At 72.2% G+C, this 22164-nt stretch carries 22 protein-coding genes and 1 riboswitch; of the genes, 14 read left to right on the top strand and 8 right to left on the bottom strand.

The genetic code is table 11. The features are described from left to right. The first annotated feature begins 13 nt into the window (after nucleotides 1–13). Entirely contained in the window at nucleotides 14–472 is a 459-nt protein-coding gene (locus ACFCZF_RS18795) for an acyl-CoA thioesterase (protein WP_376672601.1), read from the top strand. Here ACFCZF_RS18795 and ACFCZF_RS18790 read toward each other — a convergent pair. Then, entirely contained in the window at nucleotides 432–1643 is a 1212-nt protein-coding gene (locus tag ACFCZF_RS18790) for an MFS transporter (RefSeq protein WP_376672600.1), read from the bottom strand. The two genes, ACFCZF_RS18795 and ACFCZF_RS18790, sit on opposite strands and share 41 nt — an antisense overlap. A gap of 141 nt (nucleotides 1644–1784) precedes the next feature. Between ACFCZF_RS18790 and ACFCZF_RS18785 the strand changes: the two genes are divergently transcribed. Then, on the top strand, nucleotides 1785–2999 hold the full coding sequence (locus tag ACFCZF_RS18785) for an ROK family transcriptional regulator (RefSeq protein WP_376672599.1): 1215 nt from the start codon (nucleotides 1785–1787) through the stop codon (nucleotides 2997–2999). Between the two features lie 13 nt (nucleotides 3000–3012). Here ACFCZF_RS18785 and ACFCZF_RS18780 read toward each other — a convergent pair whose 3' ends face one another. The 5 genes from ACFCZF_RS18780 to ACFCZF_RS18760 form a co-directional block, all read right to left on the bottom strand. Then, on the bottom strand, nucleotides 3013–3444 hold the full coding sequence (locus tag ACFCZF_RS18780) for a hypothetical protein (protein WP_337306294.1): 432 nt from the start codon (nucleotides 3442–3444) through the stop codon (nucleotides 3013–3015). Nucleotides 3445–3778: 334 nt separating this feature from the next. Next, nucleotides 3779–4543, bottom strand: a complete 765-nt coding sequence (locus ACFCZF_RS18775) for an SDR family oxidoreductase (RefSeq protein ID WP_376672598.1) — start codon at nucleotides 4541–4543, stop codon at nucleotides 3779–3781. A gap of 105 nt (nucleotides 4544–4648) precedes the next feature. After that, nucleotides 4649–5167 carry a nuclear transport factor 2 family protein gene (locus ACFCZF_RS18770; protein WP_376672597.1) on the bottom strand — a complete coding sequence of 173 codons (519 nt, stop codon included), beginning with the start codon at nucleotides 5165–5167 and terminating at the stop codon, nucleotides 4649–4651. Nucleotides 5168–5183: 16 nt separating this feature from the next. Then, nucleotides 5184–5567 carry a sigma factor gene (locus ACFCZF_RS18765; RefSeq protein ID WP_376672596.1) on the bottom strand — a complete coding sequence of 128 codons (384 nt, stop codon included), beginning with the start codon at nucleotides 5565–5567 and terminating at the stop codon, nucleotides 5184–5186. Nucleotides 5568–5758: 191 nt separating this feature from the next. After that, nucleotides 5759–8134 (bottom strand): chitinase C-terminal domain-containing protein, encoded by a 2376-nt coding sequence (locus ACFCZF_RS18760; protein ID WP_376672595.1) that lies wholly within the window; start codon nucleotides 8132–8134, stop codon nucleotides 5759–5761. Between the two features lie 216 nt (nucleotides 8135–8350). Then, nucleotides 8351–8481: riboswitch (FMN riboswitch) on the top strand. Between the two features lie 151 nt (nucleotides 8482–8632). Between ACFCZF_RS18760 and ACFCZF_RS18755 the strand changes: the two genes are divergently transcribed. The 9 genes from ACFCZF_RS18755 to ACFCZF_RS18715 all read left to right on the top strand — a co-directional run bounded on the left by ACFCZF_RS18755 (nucleotide 8633) and on the right by ACFCZF_RS18715 (nucleotide 15969). Beyond that, the gene (locus ACFCZF_RS18755; RefSeq protein WP_376672594.1) at nucleotides 8633–9244 is read left to right on the top strand and encodes a riboflavin synthase; all 612 of its coding nucleotides are present in this window, start codon (nucleotides 8633–8635) and stop codon (nucleotides 9242–9244) included. Next, nucleotides 9241–9885 (top strand): nicotinamide riboside transporter PnuC, encoded by a 645-nt coding sequence (locus tag ACFCZF_RS18750; protein ID WP_375913893.1) that lies wholly within the window; start codon nucleotides 9241–9243, stop codon nucleotides 9883–9885. Before ACFCZF_RS18755 ends, ACFCZF_RS18750 begins: the two co-directional genes overlap by 4 nt. Then, the gene (locus tag ACFCZF_RS18745) at nucleotides 9882–11171 is read left to right on the top strand and encodes a bifunctional 3,4-dihydroxy-2-butanone-4-phosphate synthase/GTP cyclohydrolase II (RefSeq protein ID WP_376672593.1); all 1290 of its coding nucleotides are present in this window, start codon (nucleotides 9882–9884) and stop codon (nucleotides 11169–11171) included. The genes ACFCZF_RS18750 and ACFCZF_RS18745 overlap by 4 nt, the downstream gene beginning before the upstream one ends. Nucleotides 11172–11201: 30 nt before the next feature. After that, nucleotides 11202–11687 (top strand): 6,7-dimethyl-8-ribityllumazine synthase, encoded by a 486-nt coding sequence (ribH, locus tag ACFCZF_RS18740; RefSeq protein ID WP_375913898.1) that lies wholly within the window; start codon nucleotides 11202–11204, stop codon nucleotides 11685–11687. A gap of 34 nt (nucleotides 11688–11721) precedes the next feature. Next, nucleotides 11722–11994 carry a phosphoribosyl-ATP diphosphatase gene (locus ACFCZF_RS18735; protein WP_376672592.1) on the top strand — a complete coding sequence of 91 codons (273 nt, stop codon included), beginning with the start codon at nucleotides 11722–11724 and terminating at the stop codon, nucleotides 11992–11994. A gap of 48 nt (nucleotides 11995–12042) precedes the next feature. Then, complete coding sequence (gene hisG, locus ACFCZF_RS18730; RefSeq protein ID WP_376672591.1) at nucleotides 12043–12900, top strand: ATP phosphoribosyltransferase; 858 nt, start codon at nucleotides 12043–12045, stop codon at nucleotides 12898–12900. A gap of 20 nt (nucleotides 12901–12920) precedes the next feature. Then, a complete protein-coding gene (locus tag ACFCZF_RS18725) occupies nucleotides 12921–13388 on the top strand; it encodes a PH domain-containing protein (RefSeq protein WP_376672590.1) in 468 nt (155 codons plus the stop codon). Nucleotides 13389–13591: 203 nt separating this feature from the next. Continuing rightward, complete coding sequence (locus ACFCZF_RS18720) at nucleotides 13592–14923, top strand: hemolysin family protein (protein ID WP_376672589.1); 1332 nt, start codon at nucleotides 13592–13594, stop codon at nucleotides 14921–14923. Beyond that, nucleotides 14920–15969, top strand: coding sequence for a hemolysin family protein (locus tag ACFCZF_RS18715; RefSeq protein WP_376672588.1), 1050 nt, complete (start codon nucleotides 14920–14922; stop codon nucleotides 15967–15969). The genes ACFCZF_RS18720 and ACFCZF_RS18715 overlap by 4 nt, the downstream gene beginning before the upstream one ends. 120 nt (nucleotides 15970–16089) lie before the next feature. On the opposite strand, the gene ACFCZF_RS18710 is transcribed toward ACFCZF_RS18715, so the two are convergent. Together ACFCZF_RS18710 and ACFCZF_RS18705 are read right to left on the bottom strand one after the other, a co-directional pair. After that, entirely contained in the window at nucleotides 16090–17949 is a 1860-nt protein-coding gene (locus tag ACFCZF_RS18710; protein WP_376672587.1) for an AAA family ATPase, read from the bottom strand. 431 nt (nucleotides 17950–18380) lie between these two features. Next, nucleotides 18381–19034: a uridine kinase gene (locus ACFCZF_RS18705; RefSeq protein WP_376672586.1), complete on the bottom strand. Its 654-nt coding sequence runs from the start codon at nucleotides 19032–19034 to the stop codon at nucleotides 18381–18383. A 695-nt stretch (nucleotides 19035–19729) separates the two neighbouring features. Between ACFCZF_RS18705 and ACFCZF_RS18700 the strand changes: the two genes are divergently transcribed. The 3 genes from ACFCZF_RS18700 to ACFCZF_RS18690 all read left to right on the top strand — a co-directional run bounded on the left by ACFCZF_RS18700 (nucleotide 19730) and on the right by ACFCZF_RS18690 (nucleotide 22156). Then, a complete protein-coding gene (locus ACFCZF_RS18700; protein ID WP_376672585.1) occupies nucleotides 19730–21109 on the top strand; it encodes a peptidase C39 family protein in 1380 nt (459 codons plus the stop codon). 164 nt (nucleotides 21110–21273) lie between these two features. Then, nucleotides 21274–21414 carry an SCO1431 family membrane protein gene (locus ACFCZF_RS18695; protein ID WP_375913924.1) on the top strand — a complete coding sequence of 47 codons (141 nt, stop codon included), beginning with the start codon at nucleotides 21274–21276 and terminating at the stop codon, nucleotides 21412–21414. Between the two features lie 82 nt (nucleotides 21415–21496). Further along, nucleotides 21497–22156 (top strand): TetR/AcrR family transcriptional regulator, encoded by a 660-nt coding sequence (locus ACFCZF_RS18690; RefSeq protein WP_376672584.1) that lies wholly within the window; start codon nucleotides 21497–21499, stop codon nucleotides 22154–22156. Nucleotides 22157–22164 lie beyond the last annotated feature (8 nt).

Here is a 22164-nt window from a genome sequence, read left to right as displayed (position 1 = left end):
AGGAGCCCCGCCCGTGACAGCCGAAGCCCCCGCCGCGCCCCTTCTCTCCTACGGCCGGCTCGTCCCCGTCACCGTCCACTTCGACGACCTGGACGCGCTCGGCCTGCTGCACAACGCCCGCTACCCGGTGATGGTCGAGCGGGCCTGGGCCGAGCTGTGGACCGAGCACGGCTTCCGGTTCGAGGGCGACTGGGCGGCGGCCGGCGACGCCTGCAACGCGGTCAAGGAACTGACGATCAGCTACGAGGCGCCGGTCACCCGGCCGGGCGCGTACGCCGTCCACCTCTGGCTGGACCGGCTCGGCAGGACCGGGCTGACGTACGGCTTCCGGTTCTGCTCGGCGGACGGCGCCACCACGTACGCCCACGGCACCCGGGTGCTGGTCCGGCTGGATTCGGAGACGCTGCGCCCGGCGCCGTGGAGCGACACCTTCAGGACTGCCGGTCGGGCACTCCTGCGCTCGACGGACTGATCTTCGGACGGTCCCGGTCCCCGGCCCGCAGCACCTTCGCGAACACCACCAGACAGCAGGCCAGCGCGGTCACCAGACCGAACGACACCACCAGGCTCGTCGCCTGGGCCAGACCGCCGATCGCGCTCGGGGCGACCAGGCCGGAGGTATACGTGATGGTGGCGACGCCCGCGATGGCCAGGCTGGGGTTGGAGCCGGCCCGGCCGGCCGCCGCGAAGCACAGCGGGACGACCACGGCGATCCCGAGGCCCATCAGCGCGAAGCCGGTCATCGCCACCGCGGGGTGGCCCCCGACGACGATGAGCAGGCCGCCGAGGGTGGCCAGCACACCGCTCACCCGGACCGTGCGCACCGCGCCGAACCGGTCCACCACCTTGTCGCCGGCGAACCGGGCCAGGGCCATGGTGAGGGTGAAGCCCGTCGTGCACGCCGCCGCCAGACCGGCCGAGGCCTCCAACTGGTCCCGCAGATAGACCGCCGACCAGTCCAGGCTCGCGCCCTCCGCGAAGACCGCGCAGAACCCGACCGCGCCGATCAGCAGCGCCGACCTGGGCGGCAGCGCGAACCTCGGCGGCGGATCCTCGTCCTCGGCGGGCTGCAGGTCCAGCACCCAGGAGCAGGCCACCAGGCCCGCCACGGTCAGCACCGCGGCGGCCAGCACGTGGTGCAGCCGGGCGTCCGCGCCCAGGTGGGCGGCGAGCGTGCCGGCCGCCGAACCGATCAGGGCGCCCGCGCTCCACATGCCGTGCAGGCCCGACATGATCGACTTGTCGAGACGATTCTCGATCTCGACGCCGAGCGCGTTCATCGCCACGTCCGACATGCCCGCCGTGGCGCCGTAGACGAACAGGGCGAGGCACAGGGTGAGCAGGTTCGGGGCGAGGGCCGGCAGGACCAGCGCCAGTGTCCACAGGGCCAGCAGACCGCGCAGGGCGGTGCGGGCGCCGAAGCGGTGGCTGACGCTGCCGGCCAGCGGCATGGCGACCGACGCGCCGAGCGCCGGGAAAGCGAGCGCCAGACCCAACTGGCCCGCGCTCACCCCGGCATGGTCCTGGATCCACGGCACGCGGGTGGCGAACGAGCCGGTGACGGCACCGTGCACGGCGAACACGGCCGCCACGGCGTACCGGGCGCGCCGCACCGTGCGTTGCTCGTAGACCACTGCGCTCATTCTCGGGCCCCTCCGTCGGGTCTGCGCGGCCGGCTCGGCTGCCTGGCGTCACTGCGCCGCGTAAACTATCAGGAACCCTGCCTGATAGATAGGGGATTACCGGCGTGGGCCCCCGCGCCGCCGATCTGGAAGGATCCCGGCATGCCCGCATCCCCGAGCACCGCCCGGGCCATCAACGACCGGCTCGCCCTGCGCCTGCTCCAGCAGGAGGGCCCGTTGACGGCAGGGCAGTTGAAACAGCTGACCGGCCTGTCCCGCCCCACCGTGGCCGACCTCGTCGAACGCCTCACCGCCTCCGGACTCATCGAGGTGGCGGGGGAGTCGGGCGAGCAGCGCCGGGGGCCGAACGCCAAGCTGTACGGCATCGTCGCCGGGCGCGCCCACCTCGCCGCCCTCGACGTACGCACCGAGGGCGTCGCCGTGCTCGTCTCCGACCTGCTCGGCCGGGTGCTGGCCGAGGCGTCCGTGCCGATCGGCGACGACACCGGCACCGGGCCCGCGGTGGAGCAGGCGGTGAGCCTGGTCGAGCGGGCGGCGAAGGAGGCCGGGGCCGACCGGCTGCACACCGTCGGCATCGGCGCACCCGGCCTGATCGACCCGGCGAGCGGCGAACTGCGCGACTCCACCGGCCTGCCCGAGTGGCACCGCCGGCTGATGGTCGCGTTGCAGGAGAAGTTCCCCGAGGCGCGGGTCGGCGTCGAGAACGAGACCAACCTCGCCGCCCTGGCCGAGCAGCGCGACGGGGCCGCCCGGGACCGGGACACGTTCGTCCTGCTCTGGCTCGGCCTGGGCATCGGCGCCGCGGTCGTCCTCGACGGCACGCTGCGGCGGGGCGTCTCCGGCGGCGCGGGCGAGGTCGGCTTCATGCCGGTGCCCGGCACCTCGGGCCTGCCGTCGGCCACCGACTGCGACGGCGGCTTCCACTCCGTGGCCGGGGCGGCGGCGGTGACCGCCCTGGCGGCGCGGCACGGCGTGACGGCGACGCCCGACGGACCCGAGCCGCACGCCGCCGCGCTGGTGCGGGAGGCGGTACGCCGGTCGGGAGCGGGCCGGGACCATGACCCGGACCCGGCCGCCGAGGGATTCCTCGACGCGCTCGCCGACCGGGTCGCCCTCGGCGCCGCCGCCGTCGTCTCCGTCCTGGACCCCGGCTGCCTGGTGCTGGCCGGTGAGGTCGGCCGGGCCGGCTCCGACGCCCTCGCCGCGCGCGTCCAGCACCGCCTCACCCGGATGTCGCCGCTCGCCACCGAGGTACGGTCCAGCACGCTGGGCGGCGGCGCCGTACTGCGCGGGGCCCTGCTGACCGCCCGCGACCGCGCCCAGGACGAGCTGTTCGCGCCGCCTGAGCGGCCCTGATCCAAGCGGACGCTCAGAGCACGGGGCGCCCCGCGGGCTCGGGCTCCCGGAAGGCCGCCCCGTCCGCCGCCAGCCACAGCAGTGCCGCCGGCAGCAGGACCGCCACTCCCAGCAGCGCCATGAACCCCGCACCGCTCGCCGCGGACAGGGGCTCCAGGTGCTGGGCGTGGAAGAGGAGATGGGCCACGGAGGACACCAGGTAGGCCACCAGCGCCGTGATCACCAGCCGCCGTTCCATCGCCGCCACCGCCGAGCACAGCACCACCGCGAGCGCGACGCTCGCCCCGCCGAAGTCCCGCAGCAGGTGCTCGTTGTAGGGCGGCAGGTGCGACACCCAGGGCCACTTCCAGAACAGCTCGGGCAGTAGCAGGATCCACAGCCCCAGCACCACCTGCGCCCCGGCGAGCAGCCCCAGCCCCGCCCGCAGCCACGCCCGTCTGCTCATCCGCGCCCGCCCGCTCGTCCGCGCCCGTCTGCTCGTCCGCGCTGTCCGCTCATCCGGGCCCGTCCGCTTGTCCGCGCCGCCTGTTCGTCCGCGCCCGTCCGCTCATCCGCGCCGCCTGTTCGTCCGCGCCCGTCCGCTCATCCGCGCCGCCTGTTCGTCCGCGCCCGTCCGCTCATCGTGCGCCGCCCGCTTGTGTGCGCCCGCCTGCTCGCCCGAGCCCGTCCGCTCATCGCGCGCCGCCCGTTCGTCCGGTCCCGTCCGCTCATCGGGCGCCGCCCGTTCGTCCGGTCCCGTGCGCTCATCGCGCGCCGCCTGCTAGTCCGGTCCCGTCCGCTCATCCGCGCCGCCCATCCGTCCCGCCGCCGAACCGCTCCGTCAGGTACTCCTCGAACGTCCCCTTGCCCACCGCCCGCTCGGGCGTGAGGTGCCCGCCCCTGCGGAACCCCCGGTAAGCCTTCCCCGCGAGCGGCACCTTCACCACGGTCCGCCGGCGCCCCGCCGCGCCCAGATAGGCGCGGGCCAGCGACTCGAACGTCCGCACCTCGGGCCCGCCCAGGTCCGCCACCCGCCCGGCGGGCGCGCCACCGGCCAGCTCGGCGAGCCGCTCCGCGACCTCCGCCACCTCCACCGGCTGGTCGGAGACACGGGCCGGCAGCAGCACGACCGGCGCCTTGGCCAGCGCCTGGAGCACGTGCACCACCAGGTCGTGGAACTGCGTCGCCCGCAGCACGGTCCAGCCGAGTCCCGACTCCTCCACCAGCCGCTCGACGGCGAGCTTGGACCGGTAGTAGCCGAGCGGTACCCGGTCCACGCCGACGATCGAGATGTAGACCAGGTGCCCCACCCCGGCCCGCCGCGCGGCCGCGATCAGGTTCGTGGCTGCCTGTTCGTCGCCGCCGCGCGGGCTGGTCGCGCAGTGCACGACCGTGTCCACACCGCCGAGCGCCACGTCCAGACCGCTGCCGCCCGCACGCAGATCGACGGCGTACGGCTGGGCGTGCCGGCTGAGCACCCGCACCTCGTGCCCGTCCGCGCGCAGCCGCTCGGAGACGAGCCGGCCGAGCGTGCCGGTGCCGCCCGTCACCAGGATCGTGGTCATGCTGTTCAGCCCCTTCGCCACGGCGGACGCTCCCGGACGGAGCGCCCTGTCGTCAGCTGGGACGGCGTGGCCGGTGCCGGATGTGACACTTCCGGCGAGGAAATGTCAGGACCGCCCCAGCTGACGGCGTACGAAGTCCAGCTTGTCCGGGTTCAGCATGACCTGCACCTGCGTGATGAGCCCGTCGCGCACGTCGAACGACATGACGCCGACGACCGTGCCGCCGACCCGTGCGACCAGCGCGCCGGCGCCGTTGACCTCGGTGACCGAGATGTCCCAGTCGGCCGCGAACTTCGGGAGTCCGCCCAGCACGAAGCGGACGACCTTCGTACGGCCCTCGATCGCGCGCCGCACCGCGGTGACCATGCCACCGCCGTCGCTCCACCAGACCACGTCCTCGGCGAGCAGCTGCTGCAGCCCGGTCAGGTCGCCGTCACGGGCCGCCGTGAGGAACGACGTGACCAGCTCCTCCTGCCGCTCGGGCGAGAGCGGGAAACGCTTCCCCGGCTCACCGACCCGCGCCACCGCCCGCCGGTAGAGCTGACGGCAGTTCGCCTCGGTAAGATCCAGCACCTCGGCGATCTCGCGGTGCCCGTACGCGAACGCCTCGCGCAGCACGTACACCGCCCTCCCCCACTGCCTAAAGGGCGTGGGAGGTACCCCCAGTCGCCGTCAGCCGCTCCAGCAGGACGAGCATCGCCGTCGACACGGCGTCACGCCGCTCGGCCGACTCCAGGGGGCCGAGGGTGCCGTCGGAGGTCAGCACCGGCTCCGGCAGCCAGGCGCCGACGTAGGTCTCTCGCCGGGCGCGGGCGGAGGTGAGACGGTCGAGGCACAGGTTGGTGACGACCTTGGCGAGCCAGGCCGCCGGCTGCTCGATGCCCGCCCGGTCGGCCCCGCTGAAGCGCAGGTAGGCGTCCTGGACGGTGTCCTCCGCCTCGTCGGCCGAGCCCAGCATGCGGTAGGCCAGGCCGAACAGCCGGGGCCGGTGGCGCTCGAACTCCTCGGCGATCGCGGTCGTCATGCGCCTCACCCTGTCAGAAGCCCGGCGGGCGCATCGGAAGACCCGGCGGGCGCATCGGAAGACCCGCCGGGCCTCGGGAGACCCGCCGGGCCATGGGTGACCCGCCGGGCCATGGGTGACCCGCCGGGCATTGGGAGACCCGGCGGCGGGCAAGGGCCTTCGTCACCGCCGCCGGGCCGGTCTCGCCGGGGTCAGCAGGCGCCGAGGTCCTGCCAGACGCCCCACTCACCGGTGGTGCCGGGCTCCTCGCCCTTCGTCCACCACTTGGACTTCCACGAGTGCCCCTCGTGGGACACCGTGATGCCGCCGCCGTACGGCGTGGCCGCGTCCCAGGCCGGGGCCGCGCACTGCCCGGCGCCGTCCGTCGGACTCGGACTCGGGCTCGGGGACCCGGTCCCCGTGGGCGTGGGCGTCGGGGTCGGCGTCTCCGTCCCGGGCTCCACCACGGTCGTTCCCCGGGCCAGGTCGCCCGCCAGGGCGTACGTCTTCCCGCCGAAGGAGACCGTCCAGTTCGACGGCGTCGACACCGGGAGGTAGTAGACGAAGTCCACCGTCGTGGACGCCCCCGGCGCCAGCGACTGCCAGGCCGGCAGCTTCAGCGAGACGCGGTGGTAGTCGCCCTTCAGGCCGCCCACGTTGCCGCCCGTGTGGTCGCTGCGGATCACCGAAGTGCCCCAGCCGGACTGGTCCTTGGCATTGCCGGGCGCGGAGGTGGCGTAGTCGAACCGGAACTCCGTACCGCCGGGCAGCGCCGTCTTCGTGTTGTTGGTGATCTTCAGCTTGGGGCTGATCGGGTAGTTGGAGTCGCCGAGCGGGAACTCCCCGAACTCCACGTCGACGTCGAGGGCCTCGGCCGGCATGTCGATCGTGGCGCGCTCGGCGCCGTAGGGGGAGGCGTCCTTGAAGGTCTCGTACATCGTGTCGGTCAGCGTCGAGCCCGGCACGTACTGCCCCTTGCCCGCGTCCCAGGCGTAGTCGCCCGCGAGCTCCCACACCATCGTGCCGCCGATGCCGCGGTCGACCACGTAGTCCGCCTTGGCCTGGACCGACTGCTCGTCCTCGGTGGACAGGAAGACCTTCTTCTCGGCGTTCCACAACCAGGGCGCGACCAGGGTGGAGTCGTACTTGCGGGCGTACGTCCCGGTCAGCTTCGTGTCCGCCGGGAAGCCATAGTCGGTGACGTAGTCGCCGACTACGCCCTTCTCCAGGTTCTTGGCGTGCCACATCGGGTTGGAGCCCGCGGGGGACTCCTCGCCGTTGGTGTCCAGGTCGTGCCACAGGTTGTCGATGCCGACCGCGCCGTCGCCGCACTTGGTCAGGCCGGAGCCGGCCGGGCAGTCCGTGGCGGGTGCCTTGCCCCAGAGCCCGTCGGTGCCGCCGGTGACGTTCTTGAAGCCGCGCGTGTAGTACGGCAGCCCGATGTTGATGCGTCCGGCCGGCATCGAGCCGCGGAAGTAGTGGTAGGCCCAGTCGGTGTTGAGGTAGCCGATGCCGCCGTACTGGGAGGTGGTGTAGACGCCCGCGGCGGCGAGTTCGGAGTCCTTGCCGTCGTCGAAGAGCGAGGCGTTCGGGCCGACGTGCTCGTTCCAGGCGCCATGCAGGTCGTACGACATGATGTTGACGTAATCCAGGTACTTCTGGACCTGGAATGTCTCCATGCCGCGCAGCAGGTACCCGGAGGACGGCGCGGCGACGGAGAGGAGGTAGTGCCTGCCGTCCGCGGCGCCCGCGCGGTCGAGCTTCTCGCGCAGCGTCTTCATCAGGGCCGCGTAGCCCTTGACCAGCCCGGCCCGGCGGCCGTTGGCGAAGGACCAGTCGAGCGGGTTGCCCGCGTCCTTCATCGTCGTCGGGTACTCGTAGTCGATGTCGACGCCGTTGAAGCCGTACTTCCGCACGAAGTCGACCGCCGAGTCCGCGAAGGTCTCGATGCCGGCCTGGTTGACCGAGCCGTCGGCGTTGGTGGCCATGGAGTAGAAGCCGCCCGAGTCCACGCGGGCGCCGTCGTCGGCGAAGTAGCCGCCCGTCTCGGCCCAGCCGCCCACCGAGATCATCGTCTTGACGTCCGGGTGCTGCTTCTTGAACTTGGTCAGCTGGTTGAAGTGGCCCTTGTAGGGGAGGTCCGGGTCCATCTCGGCGCCCTCGACCCCGGGCCACGTCATACCGGTCGCCGGGTTCTTCGCGCTGTCCGAGCCGACGGAGAGCTTGTTGCCGCCGTCCACGTGCGCGAAGGCGTAGTTGATGTGGGTGACCTTGTCCCACGGGATGTCGGAGGCGAGATAGGCGGGCTTGCCGTCCTTGCCGGTGCGCCAGCTCGTGAAGTAGCCGATCACCCGGCGCGGGTGGTCGGCGCCCATCTTCTCGCGGCCCGCGGAGTCGTAGACCGAGCAGTAGGGGACGTCGACGCCGGGGGTCCGGTAGAGGCCGTCGGGGCGACAGGTCTCCTGGTCGGCGGCCTGCGACGCGGTGGCGGGGAGGCCGGCGAGCAGCAGGCCGGCGACGGCGGCGACCGCCGCGAACAGGGCGGGCCCCGCTCTGCGGCGGGATCTGGAGCGTGACGGGGAAGGCACAGTCGGTTCCTCTCCACGGAAGTTGCGCAGACCCTAGAGAGGACTAGACCAGTGAGTCAATAGGTATGGACCAATCTCAAGGCGAGGTGGTGGCAGACCAGTTGGAGACGGGCGTGCCGCGCCCGAGGTGCCCGGGGAAGCATTCTGTGAGCCACCCCACACACTCCGTCCGCATGGACGGCGATCAGGCGTGGCAGACTGGCCCTGTACCAGAAGCAGCGCACTCCGGGGTCGGTGAAAGTCCGAACCGGCGGTTACAGTCCGCGACCCGGTCGCCTCCAGCGAACGGTTGACCAGGTGAAATTCCTGGACCGACGGTTAAAGTCCGGATGGGAGGCAGTGCGCCGTGGGCGAGCACACGTGCGCGCCGCCGATCTCTGGGCTCGCCCGTCACGGGTGGGCCCGTCCGGCGTCGTCGCTCCTGTGCCCTAGCTCGCGATATCTGTCGCTCTCGACAGCCCCGGAGTCCGTGCCCGAAGAGGCAGGAGGACCCGGGAAGTGTTCACCGGAATCGTCGAAGAGCTGGGCGAGATCACCGCCGTCGAGACGCTCGACGACGCCTGTCGCTTCCGCCTGCGCGGCCCCTTGGTCACCGAAGGGGCACAGCACGGCGACTCCATCGCCGTCAACGGCGTCTGCCTCACGGTCGTCGACCACGAGGGCGACGAGTTCACCGCCGACGTGATGGCCGAGACCCTCGACCGCTCCAGCCTGGGCGTCCTCACCACCGGCTCCCGCGTCAATCTGGAGCGCCCGACCGCCGTCGGCGCCCGCCTCGGCGGGCACATCGTGCAGGGCCACGTCGACGGCACCGGCGAGATCCTGGAGCGCAAGCCCTCCGAGCACTGGGAGATCGTGAAGATCTCCCTGCCCGCGGACCTCGCCCGCTACGTCGTGGAGAAGGGCTCCATCACCGTCGACGGCATCAGCCTCACCGTCGTCGACGCCGGCCCCGACTTCTTCACCGTCAGCCTCATCCCCACCACCCTCGCCCTGACCACGCTGGGCCTGAAGCAGCCCGGCGACCCGGTCAACCTCGAGGTGGACGTCATCGCCAAGTACGTCGAGCGCCTGCTCGGCGCCCGGGCCGCCCAGAGAGACACCAAGTGAACTGGCTCAACTCCGAGGCGTTCACGCTCTTCGACCAGCACATCAAGTGGTCGGACATGATCGGCAACGTGATCGGTCTGCTCGGCCTCGCGCTCGGCTGGCGGCGCTCCATCTGGACCTGGCCCGTGCAGTTCGTCTCCGGGCTCGTCCTCTTCACGGCCTTCGCCACCGCCCACCTCTCCGGCAGCGCCGGCAAGCAGATCGTCGTCATGGTGGTCGCCGCCTGGGGCTTCTGGCAGTGGAACCGCGGCCGGCAGCAGAGCCAGGACGGCTCCATCGCCGTCCGGTTCGCCACCTGGCGCGAGCGCGGCGTCCTGGTCGCGGCGGCAGCCCTCGGCACCCTCGCGGTCGGCGGCCTGTTTACTTTGTACCCGTCCCTGTCCTGGGACCCCTGGCCGGACGCGTACATCTTCGTCGGCACCGTCGTCGCCATGTATGCCCAGGCGCGCGGCATGGTCGAGTTCTGGTTCGCCTGGCTGCTGGTCGACCTGGTCGGCGTCCCGCTGAACTTCGCCAACGGCTTCGCGTTCTCCGGCTTCGTCTACGTCATCTACGGCGCGCTCGTCCTGTGGGGCCTGCGCGACTGGTGGCTGCGCTCCCGCACCGCGGCGCGGCCCGTCCCGGAAGGAGCGCCCGCATGAGCACGGCACCCATCCTCTACAGCACCGACGGCATCGAAGACCTCGCCCTCGACCCCGTCGAACAGGCCATCGCGGACATCGCCGCCGGCCGCCCGGTCGTCGTCGTCGACGACGAGAACCGCGAGAACGAGGGCGACCTCGTCATCGCCGCCGAGAAGGCGACCGAGGAGATCGTCGCCTTCATGATGAGCGAGTGCCGCGGCCTGATCTGCGCCCCCATGGAGGGCGAGGAACTGGACCGGCTCCGCCTCCCGCAGATGGTCGACGACAACACCGAGTCGATGAAGACCGCCTTCACCGTCTCCGTGGACGCCACCGCCGCGCACGGCGTGAGCACCGGCATCTCCGCCTCGGACCGCGCCACCACCCTCCAGCTCCTGGCGAGCGGCACCGCCGAACCCACCGACCTGGTCCGCCCCGGCCACATCTTCCCGCTGCGCGCCCGCTCCGGCGGCGTACTCGTCCGCAACGGCCATACCGAGGCCGCCGTCGACCTCGCCCGCCTCGCGGGCCTGCGCCCGGCCGGCGCCATCGTCGAGATCGCCGGCGAGGACGGGCGCATGCTGCGGCTGCCCGAGCTGATCCCGTTCGCCCGCAAGCACGGCCTGACGATCATCTCCATCGAGGACCTCGTCTCCTACCGCCGCAGCGAGGAGCCCACCGTCCGCCGCGAGGCCGAGGTCCGGCTGCCCACCCGGCACGGCGAGTTCACGGCGTACGGCTACCGCTCCACCGTCGACGGCGTCGAGCACGTCGCCCTCGTGCACGGCGAGATCGGTGACGGCACGGACGTCCTGGTCCGCATCCACTCCGAGTGCCTCACCGGCGATGTCTTCGGCTCCCAGCGCTGCGACTGCGGCCCCCAGCTGGACGCCTCCCTGGACCGCATCCAGGCCGAGGGCAGGGGAGTGGTCGTCTACCTGCGCGGCCACGAGGGGCGCGGGATCGGCCTGATGTCCAAGCTGCGCGCCTACGAGCTCCAGGAGCGGGGCCGGGACACCCTCGACGCCAACCTGGAGCTCGGCCTGCCCGCCGACGCCCGCGACTACGGCGCAGGCGCGCAGATCCTCACGGACCTCGGGGTACGCGCCGTGCGCCTGATGACCAACAACCCGGACAAGAGCGACGCCCTCGAACGGCACGGCATCCAGGTCACCGACCGCGAGCCGATGCCCGTCCAGGTCGGCGAGCACAACCTCCGCTACCTGCGCACCAAGCGGGACCGGATGGGACACGACCTGCCCTGGCTGGACACGACGCCCGTGTCCACCTGCGGAAACCAGTAAGCCCAGTAAGTAAGGAACGCGAGGAGAGACGTGAGCGGCAAGGGTGCACCGGAGCTGTCCGTACGCAACGTGGGTGACCTGCGGGTCGCCGTCGTCGCGGCACAGTGGCACGACAAGGTGATGGACGGACTGGTGGACGGCGCTCTGCGCGCCCTGCACGAGCTGGGCATCGACGAGCCGACCCTGCTCAGGGTCCCCGGCAGCTTCGAGCTCCCGGTGGTCGCCAAGGTCCTCGCGGGCCGCGGCTACGACGCGATCGTCGCCCTCGGCGTCGTCATCCGCGGCGGCACCCCCCACTTCGACTACGTGTGCCAGGGAGTGACCCAGGGCCTCGTCCAGGTCTCCGTGGAGACCGGCGTCCCCATCGGCTTCGGCGTCCTCACCTGCGACACCGAGGAGCAGGCCCTGGACCGGGCCGGTATCGAGGGCTCCCGCGAGGACAAGGGCCACGAGGCGGTGACCGCGGCCGTCGCCACGGCGGCCACGCTCCGCTCAGTATCCGAACCGTGGCGTTAGGCCGGTCGGCACTACGCGTAAAGTGGGCGCCACCATGTCCAAGAAGACTTTCGAGGAGCTCTTCACCGAGCTCCAGCGCAAGGCCGCGAACGGCGACCCCGCCACCTCCCGCACCGCCGAGCTGGTGGACAAGGGGGTCCATGCCATCGGCAAGAAGGTCGTCGAAGAGGCCGCCGAGGTCTGGATGGCCGCCGAGTACGAGGGCAAGGAGGCGGCGGCCGAGGAGATCTCCCAGCTGCTGTACCACGTCCAGGTGATGATGGTCGCCCGCGGGATCTCCCTGGACGACGTCTACGCCCACCTGTAAAGCCCAGCCCCCTTTTCCCCACCCCTTCACGCAAAGGAAGCCGACCTCATGCTGCGCATCGCCGTCCCCAACAAGGGTTCCCTGTCAGGCCCCGCGGGGGAGATGCTGCATGAGGCCGGCTACCAGCAGCGCCGCGAGTCCAAGGAACTGCGCATCGTCGACCCGACCAACGAGGTCGAGTTCTTCTACCTGCGCCCCCGCGACATCGCGATCTACGTCTCGTCGGGCAAGCTCGACATCGGCATCACCGGCCGTGACCTGCTGATCGACTCCGGCGCCGACGCCGAGGAGATCCTCCCGCTCGGCTTCGCCCGCTCCACCTTCCGCTTCGCCGGCAAGCCGGGCACCGCGAACGGCGTCGAGGACCTCGAGGGCCGCACCGTCGCCACCTCCTACGAGGGCATCGTCGCCGCCCACCTGGCCGACCGGGGCGTCGACGCCTCCGTCGTCCACCTCGACGGCGCCGTCGAGACCGCCATCGAACTCGGTGTCGCCGGCGTCATCGCGGACGTCGTCGAGACCGGGACCTCCCTGCGCAACGCGGGCCTGGAGGTCTTCGGCGAGCCCATCATGAAGTCCGAGGCCATCGTCATCCGCCGCTCCGGCGCGGAGCCCGACGAGACGACCGAGCCCAAGGTGCAGCAGTTCCTGCGCCGCCTCCAGGGCGTCCTGGTGGCCCGGACGTACGTGATGATGGACTACGACTGCCGGGTGGAGCAGCTGGAGAAGGCCGTCGCGCTCACCCCCGGCCTGGAGTCCCCGACCGTCTCCCCGCTGCACAACGAGGGCTGGGTCGCCGTCCGCGCGATGGTCCCGGCCAAGGAGGCCCAGCGGATCATGGACGACCTGTACGAGATCGGTGCCCGAGCCATCCTGACCACGGCCATCCACGCCTGCCGTCTCTGAGCACGACCCGGAGCGACGCCATGCCCGACACCACGCCGGACCTGCCCGCACTGCCCGTGACCTTCCGGCCGGGCCGCACCCGTGCGGTCCTGGTCGTCCTCGCCGTACTCACCTTCGCGGCCATCACGGCGGTCGGGATGCTGCTGGACGGCCTCGGCATGGGAGAGCGCCTCAGCTTCATGCTGACCGCTCTCCTCCTCGCCGGGGTCCTGTTCCTGCTGGCCCGGCCCCGGGTCACCGCCGACGAGACGGGCGTGACCGTCGTCAACCTCACCAACAAGCGGCGCCTCGCCTGGGCCGAGATCCTCCGGGTCAACCTCCGGCAGGGCGACCCCTGGGCCTTCCTCGACCTCAGCGACGGCACCAGCCTGCCCGCGCTCGGCATCCAGCCGGGCATCGCACGGCAGCGCGCCATCCAGGACGCGCGCGCTCTGCGCGCCCTCGTCGCGGTCCGTTCCGCAGCCACCCCCGAGGCTCCCGGCGGTTGACGCGCGGCGTCGACCCTGCCGCGGGCACCCTTTTCGTGATTAATCTGGGAACGCGGACGCGGCCGTCGCGTCCTCGCCCCTGTCGCTCCGCCCGGTGCGCGGGGGTTCCCGCTACCCGAGGAGTGACTCCCTCCGGCGATGGACGGATCGTCCTGCAGTACCTGCGCCGCCCCCTGCTGTGACTCCCCACAGGCGGCGGCATCATGACCACCCCTCTGCTGCTCCTGGCAGCCGCCTTCCTGCTGATTCTCGCCAACGGCTTCTTCGTCGCCGCGGAGTTCGGCCTGGTGACCGTCGAACGCCCCGACGCCGAGCAGGCCGCCGCCGACGGCGACCGACGCGCCCGCCGGGTCGTCGAGTCCCTCAAGGAGCTGTCCTTCCAGCTCTCCGGCACCCAACTCGGCATCACCATCACCTCGCTCGTCGTCGGCATGCTCGCCGAACCGGCGCTCGCCCAGCTCCTGGACGGCCCGTTCACCGCGACCGGCATCCCCGAGGGCGCCGTACCCGGCGTCTCCGTCGTCGTCGGCATGCTGCTGGCCTCGGCCGTCCAGATGGTGATCGGCGAGCTGGTGCCCAAGAACTGGGCGGTGTCCAAGCCGCTGCAGGTCGCGCGCTTCGTCGCGGGCCCGCAGCACGCCTTCGCCCGGCTGTTCCACCCGGTGATCGCCGCGCTGAACGCCGTGGCCAACCGCCTCGTCCGCGCGCTCGGCTTCGAACCCGCCGAGGAGCTGGCCTCCGCCCGCACCCCCGGCGAACTGGTCTCCCTGGCCCGGCACTCCGCCCGGGCCGGCGCGCTGGAACAGGACACGGCCGACCTCTTCGTACGGACCCTGTCGCTGGGCGAACTGACCGCGCAGCACGTCATGACCCCGCGCGTGAAAGTCAGCGCCCTGCAGTCCTCGGCCACCGCCGAGGACGTGGTCAACCTGACCCGCGCCACCGGCCTGTCCCGTTTCCCCGTCTACCGGGAGAAGATCGACGAGATCGTCGGCATGGTCCACCTCAAGGACGCCCTCGCGGTCCCCGCGTCCGACCGGCTGCGCACCCCCGCCGGCCGCATCGCCCGCCCGGCGCTGCTCGTCCCCGAGACCCTGCCCGTACGACCGCTGCTCACCCGACTGCGCAGCGAGCAGCCCATCGCGGTCGTCATCGACGAGTACGGCGGCACGGCCGGCGTCGTCACCCTGGAGGACATCGTCGAGGAGATCGTCGGAGAGGTCCGCGACGAGCACGACGGCCTAGACGTCCCCGAACTCGCCCCCGCCCCGCCCGAGGACGGCCGCCCCGCCTGGGACGTCGACGGCAGCTGCCGCGTCGACGCCCTGCGCCGCATCGGCCTCGACGCCCCCGAGGGACCGTACGAGACCGTGGCCGGGCTCGTCGCCGACCTGCTCGGCCGCATCCCCGCCGTCGGCGACCGGGCGGAACTGCCCGGCTGGCGGCTCGCCGTCCGGCAGGTCGGCCACTACCGCGCCGAACGGATACGGCTGGTGCGAACGGCGCCGGTGTCCGTGCTGGAGGCCGCCCGATGAGCGTCCTGCAACTCCTCTTCGCGGCGCTGCTCGTGCTCGCCAACGGCTTCTTCGTCGGCGCCGAGTTCGCGCTCGTCTCGGTACGCCGCAGCCAGATCGAACCGCTCGGCACCGCCCGCGCCCGCCAGGTGCTGTACGGCCTGGAACGCCTGCCGCAGATGATGGCCGCCGCCCAGTTCGGCATCACCGTCTGCTCGCTGACGCTCGGCGCGGTCGCCGAGCCGACGGTCGCCCACCTGCTGGAGCCGGTCTTCGAGTGGATCCACCTGCCGCACGGCGTGATCCACCCGCTCGGCTACGTCATCGCGCTGGCCGCGGTGGTCTTCTGCCACCTCGTCATCGGGGAGATGGTCCCGAAGAACCTCGCGATGGCCGCCCCCGAGAAGGCCGCGCTGTGGCTCAGCCCCGGCCTGGTCGCCTTCGCCCGCCTCTGCAGGCCGATCACCGCCGCGCTCGGTGCCTGCGCCCAGGGCATCCTGCGGCTGTTCCACGTCGAGCCCAAGGACGAGGTCGAGGCGGTCTTCACCAGCGAGCAGCTCAACCGGCTGGTGGAGGACGCCGGCCAGGCCGGCCTGCTCGACCCGGAGGAGCAGGAGCGCCTGGAGGACGCCCTGGAACTCGGCTCCCGCCCGGTCACCGACGTACTGCTCGGACGCGAGTCCCTGATCACGGTCAGCCCCTCGGTCACGCCGGGCGAGATCGTCGGGCTCACCGCCCGCACCGGGTACTCGCGCTTCCCGGTCGCGGCGGAGAAGGGCGCCTTCATGGGGTACCTCCACGTCAAGGACGTCCTCGACCTGGTCATGGACTCCGAGGACTCCGACCGGGCCGTCCCGCAGCAGCTCTGGCGTCCGATGACGACCCTCCGCCCCGAACTGCCACTCGACGACGCCCTCACCGTGATGCGCCGGGCGGCGACCCATCTGGCCCAGGTGACGGACGCGTCCGGGAAGGTGCTCGGGCTGGTCGCGCTGGAGGACGTACTGGAACTACTGGTGGGGGAGGTCAGGGACCCGGCCCACCGGGAGGTGACGCTGGCGACGTAGGCGCAGCTGCGGGCAGTCGTGCCTCCCCCAGTGCCTGAACGGCCTGGGAGGTACCCCCAGGGGCGGCACGGGTGGGCGCAGCGGCACCCCGCCACGCCGGGCCGCGCACCCACCCCCGCCTCACACCCCCGGAGGGTCCTGCGGCCCCCTCCCCGACAGCACCTCCCCGTACGCCTGCATCAAGTCCGGCAACCGCAACGTAGCCAGGTCATCCCGGCTCAACACCCCCGGATACACCGACAACCGCAGATCCCGGTACGCACAACTCTTCTCGTACAGCGTCCGCAGGAACCGCCCGTTCCCCAACTCGTCGATCCACCCCTGGTCCACCACGTGCCCGGCGATCGAGCGCAGCTCGTCGAGCGCCTCCTCGTCCCACACGTCCCCGTTCTCGGCCGCGAGCACCTCACCGATCGAGGTGAGCTCCAGCGGCCGGTACGACGGGAAGTCGACCCGCGTCGTGAAGCGGGAGGACAATCCCGGGTTGGCCGTCAGCAGCCGGTCCATGCCCTCGGGATAGCCGGCCAGGATCACCACCAGGTGGTCCCGGTTGTCCTCGGCCCGCTTCAGCAGCACCTGCAACGCCTCGTCGCCGTACGCGTCGCCCTTGCCGTAACCGGAGTTGGACAGGGAGTACGCCTCGTCGACGAAGAGGACGCCGCCGAGCGCGGAGTCGATCAGTTCGTTGGCCTTCACGGCGGTCTGGCCGAGGTACTCGCCGACGAGATCGGCCCGCTGCGCCTCCACCAGGTGGTCGCCGCCGAGCAGGCCGAGGGCGTAGAAGACACGGCCCAGGATGCGGGCCACTGTGGTCTTGCCGGTGCCGGAGGGGCCGGAGAAGACGAAGTGACGTTTGGGCGGCTGGACCGGCAGACCCTGCCCGGCCCGCAGCCGCGCCATGTTCAGCTGCGCGGACAGGGCCTTCACCTGGCGCTTCACCGGCTCCAGCCCCACCATGCGCTCCAGCTCGGCGAGCGCCTCCTCCAGTAACGCGGGGTCGGTGGGCCCGGTGGGCAGCGAGGGGTCCGGTCCGTCGGGCTTCTCGCGCACCGACGGACCGCTCAGCGGGGGCAGCGGGGCGGCGACCGGCGAGGGGTCGGGTGCGGAGACCTTGAGGTCGCGCTCCTCGGTGCCGAAGAGGGGATCGAGACCGTCCAGGCCCTCCGATCCCAAACCGGCCTGGGCGAGCCCCGCGAGGTCGGTGGAGTCGTCGTAGCCGTCGCCCTCGGCGATCGCCGCCAGCCGCGCCGAGGTGTCCATGAAGGCCGGGTCGACGCGGTGCACGGCCCGGTACAGCGGCAGCGCCGCGGCGCTGCGGCCCGTGCCCTCGTGGGCCCGCGCCAGCCAGTAGCGCAGCTCCTTGCGCTGCGGCTGCTCGCTGCGGCACCGCATGAGCGCCGCCGACAGCAGCGGCTCGGCCTGCCCGTACATCTCCAGGCGCACCCGGGCCATGCCGCTGAACAGGCCGGCCTCGATACCCAGCAGGGGATCGCCGAGCAGTGGGTCGGTGTGCCGGACGAGTTGTTCCCAGTCCTTGACGAGGTAGGCGCGGCAGGCGTGCAGGAAGCGGACCTGGGGGTCGGCGTCCACGGGCGGCAGCCCCGCCAGGGCCCGGTCCAGCTCCGGGACGTGGCGGCCGTCGAGCCAGTGGGAGGCGTGGGCCAGCAGCAGATCGCGAGGGTTCTCCAGCACCGGTTGCACCCACCAGCCCAGCCAGTACCAGGAGTTGAGCGTGCGGCGGTGACGGGCGCGCTGCTCGCCGAAGCGCTCCCGGTGCCGGAACATCCTGAGCAGCGCGTTGGTGGTGTCGACGCGCAGCGCGTGCAGTCCCAGCCAGCCGTCGGCCATCGTGGGGTCGATGCGCACCGCGGCCCGGAATTCCTCCTCCGCCTGCGGATAGGCCCCCATGGTGTAGGCGTCCACGCCGCGCAGCCAGGCGAGGTCGGCCGGGGCCTGTGAGCCCTGCGTGCCGAAGTCCATCCCGTCCCCCACGTACCGTGCCCCCGTCGGTATGCCGCCGGGCCGTCGCCCGTCGACCGCCTCGGTCAACGGCTGCGCCGCGGACCGGAGTTGCAAGGTGCGCGCGGCAACCGCCCGTAGGTCGCACCGAGGGCATCGTACCCGCGGCGGTCTTTCCTCCGAAGGGTGCCGGGGCAGGCCGTTGCACGAGGTGGGAGCGGATGGGGGAGTGCGCGGGGCGGTGACGGTGGGTGAGCGGTTCGCGCCACGGAGCAGCCGAAGAACGTGCTCAGGGCAGAACGAAGCCCCCGATCACGGGGGAACAACCGGGGGCTTCGCGTCTGTCGGCGGCTCCGAATGGCCGCACATCCAGAACGTAAGACCTGTACGGCCCCCGGGTCAAGCGGAGTTGGGGCACTTCGGCCAGGTGCCCAGTAGCGATCTTCACGAGTTCAGCACACTGCGGAGGGTTCGTCACCCTGAGTGAGGAAGTAGGCCCCGGTGGCGGTTCCCGCGGGCCCCGGGAGCACCTCGTACCCCTTCTCCCTCTGCCGCACCAGAAGATGCGCGAAGGGGCGCGAGGGGTCGTCGGCGAAGTGCCGGCGCTCCGCCGGGATCCACCCGTCCCAGAACGCCCGCTGCTCCGCTCCGTCGCGCGCCCGTCCCCGTGCCCACGCCTCCTCGCGCGGCAGCTCCATCCAGAACAGGTGGGCCAGGTGCGGACGCAGCGCCTCGCGGCCGGCACCGACGCCCTCCACCAGGACCACCGGGGCCGGCGGCAGTGGGCGGGACGCGTCGAAGGACCGGGCCCGCCAGTCGTAGGTGGCGTAGTGCGCGGTGTCGCCGCGCCGCAGGGGCTCGATCACCTGGCTCAGCAGCCGCCCGGTCCAGTCGAACAGTTCGTCGTGACTGGCGATGTCGTCGAGGTGCAGCACCCGCACGTCGCCCAGCTCGGCGGCCAACCGCCCGGCGAACGTCGACTTCCCGGAGCCGGCGTGCCCGTCGACGCCGATCAGGCGCACGGGCCCGCAGGAAGGGGGAAGCCGGCGGAGCCGGGCTGCGAGGTCGTGGATGGCGGGTCCTGGGCGGCGCGTCGGGACGGACATCGTTCGCCCTGCACTCTAACCGCGCCCGCCCGCCTCCCGACGCCCGGACCGGCCAACGAGCCGCCGCCGGCCGTCCGCCCCGGCCGTCCCGCTCCGGCCGTCCGCCGTCCGTCGCTCCCGAGCACCACGCCGACCGGACCGGACTGGACTGGACGGGACCGGACGGGACCTGACCGGACCTGACTGGACCGGACCGGACCGGACGAGTGAGCCTCCGGCCTCCCCGTCACGCCTCCGAGCCGGCTCCAGGCATGCGCGATCCCGGCCGCGTCCGCCAAGCCCGCCCCGGCACGCGATTCCCGCCCCGCCGGCCCCGGCGTACCCGAGGCAACCGCGTGCGCCTCGCCGTCGGTTCCGTTCGCGCCCGACCGTGCGGCGCCCCCGCCCTTCTGCCGCCCGACACCGGCCTTCCCGCCGTGCGGCGCTCCCGCCCCCGCCTTCCTGCCGCGCGACACCGACCCTCCCGCCGTGCGGCCCCCTGTCCTCCCGCCGCCCGACACCGACCCCCGCCCCACCCTTCCGTCCCTTCCGTCCCCCACTCCTCCGCCTCCCCAGCGTCCACGCCACTGGTCGACACCAATATTCGTGGCGTGGCGTGCGCAGAAGTGCTGGCAGGAGTGGGCGCCTACGGCCATAGTTGGCGCACAACCGTGCAACGGACCCGCCCGACTCGGACACCTGGGGGTCTTCCGCCCATGAGCAGAGCCGAACAGCCCTCCCGCAGAACCGTCCTGGCCGCAGCCGTCGCCGCCGCCGTGGCGGGCAGCGCGATCCCGGCCACCGCCGAAGCCGCGCCCGGCACGGGCACCGGCGGCGCGGACCCCGACCGCGCGACCGCCCGAAAGGTCGACTACCGCGCCTGGACGACGTTCCGCGACTGGCGGTGCGGAACCGTGCAGGGCGCCCGCCCCGTCGCGGGCGCCCGGCCCGGTGTCGTGATCGGCGCCCCGGCCGGCACCGCCGACTACACCGACCCGCACACCGGCAGGACCACAGCCTGGGAGTACGCGACCTGGACCTCGCCCGTCCACCGGCTCGCCGTGCCCTCGACCGAGGTCATCGCCTCCTGGAACGCGCACACCCCGAGCGGCACCTGGCTCCAGGTCGAGCTCAAGGGAACCTACTCCGACGGCACGGACACCCCCTGGTACGTGATGGGCCGCTGGGCGGCCGGCGACGGCGACCAGGACATCCGGCGGACCTCGGTCGACGACCAGGGGGACGGCAAGAGCAGCGTCTGGACGGACACGTTCGCCATCGACGACGCCTCCACGGGCCTGCGCCTGGCCTCCTACCGGCTCAGGCTCACCCTGCACCGCCGCCCCGGCACGAGGGCCACGCCCACCGTGTGGCGGCTCGGCGCGATGGGCTCCGACGTCCCCGACCGCTTCACCGTCCCCGCCTCCACCCCCGGCCTCGCCCAGGAGCTGCGCGTTCCGCGCTACTCGCAGGAGATCCACAAGGGCCAGTACCCCGAGTACGACAACGGCGGCGAGGCCTGGTGCAGCCCCACCTCCTCACAGATGATCATCGAGTACTGGGGCGGTCGCCTCACCGAGGAGCAGCTCGCCTGGGTCGACCCCTCCTACGCCGACCCGCAGGTCTGCCACGCGGCCAGGTACACGTACGACTACCAGTACGCCGGCTGCGGCAACTGGCCCTTCAACGCCGCCTACGCGGCCACCTTCAAGGGCCTCCAGGGCGTGGTCACCCGCCTCGGCTCCCTCTCCGACCTGGAGACGCTGATCGCGGCCGGCATCCCCGCCATAACGTCGCAGTCCTTCCTGGAGAAGGAGCTGACGGGGGCCGGTTACGGCACCTCGGGACACCTGATGACCGTGATCGGCTTCACCGCCGACGGCGACGTGATCGCCAACGACCCGGCCTCGGACGACAACGAGGCCGTGCGCCGCGTCTACAAGCGGCGCGAGTGGGAGAACATCTGGCTCAGGACGAAGCGGTACAACGCCGCCGGCAAGGTCGCCTCCGGCACCGGCGGCGTCTGCTACCTGTACTTCCCGGCGCACCCGAGCCCGCGCCAGCGCAAGGCCCTCGCGGCGGTGGGCGTGCGCTGACCCGCACCGCGACGACGGCCCCCGGCACAGCGGAAGCACCGCCGGGGGCCGTCCGCTGTGACCAAGGTCTCCGCCGCAAAAGCCGCTCACGGTGGCAAGGTGGACAGGGTTACCGCTGGGGGGAACCGGGGGAGTCCACCGAACGTCGAGATCAGCGAGAAGCCATGACCGCACACACCGCCACCGCCGCCCGTGTCCGTACCGGCGGCCCCAAGGACGATGGTCCGAAGATCCTCGAGCACGTCATGGGCTGGACCCTCGTCGTGGTGCTCGCGATGTTCGTGGTGCAGCTGGGTCTGCTGTGACGTGACCCTCGTGTGACCTGCCCCACGATCCGACCTGCCATACTGCGGAGGTCCCGCCCCCCGTAGGAGACCAGGGTCGAAATTGAATATTAGTCAACAGCGTGCCGACGCCCGACCCCGGGCGCGCGGCACGGAGCGCTCGGCGGCACGCCGCGCCGAACTCATCGCCATCGGGCGGAGGTTGTTCGCCGACACGTCCTACGACGCGCTCTCGATGGACGACATCGCCCGCCAGGCGCATGTCGCCAAGGGGCTGATCTACTACTACTTCCAGTCCAAGCGGGGCTACTACCTGGCGATCATCCAGGACTCCGTCACCGGCCTGGTCACCACCGCCGCGCGCGGCACCGAACTGCCCCAGGTGGACCGCGTCCACCGCACCATCGACGGCTACCTGCGCTACGCCGAGCACAACCAGGCCGCCTACCGCACGATCGTCAGCGGCGGGGTCGGCTTCGACGCCGAGGTGCACGCCATCCGGGACGGTGTCCGCGAGGCGATCGTCGCCACCATCGCCGAAGGGGCGTACGGCCGCTCCGACGTCGGACAGCTGGCCCGCATGGGACTGCTCTCCTGGGTGTGCAGCGTCGAGGGAGCCACCCTGGACTGGATCGGCCGTCCCGAACTGCCCCGCGAGACCATGCGTGAACTGCTGGTGAAGTCGCTCGGCGGCACTCTGCGTGCCATCGAGGAGCTGGACCCCGCCTACCCGGCCCCGGCCCCCGCCCGCCGGGACGCCTGACAGTCGCG

This window comes from Streptomyces sp. NPDC056296 (genome assembly GCF_042268605.1).
Taxonomy (GTDB): domain Bacteria; phylum Actinomycetota; class Actinomycetes; order Streptomycetales; family Streptomycetaceae; genus Streptomyces.
The sequence above is the reverse complement of the archived record's forward strand: the minus strand, read 5'-3'. Positions and strand labels throughout refer to the sequence as shown.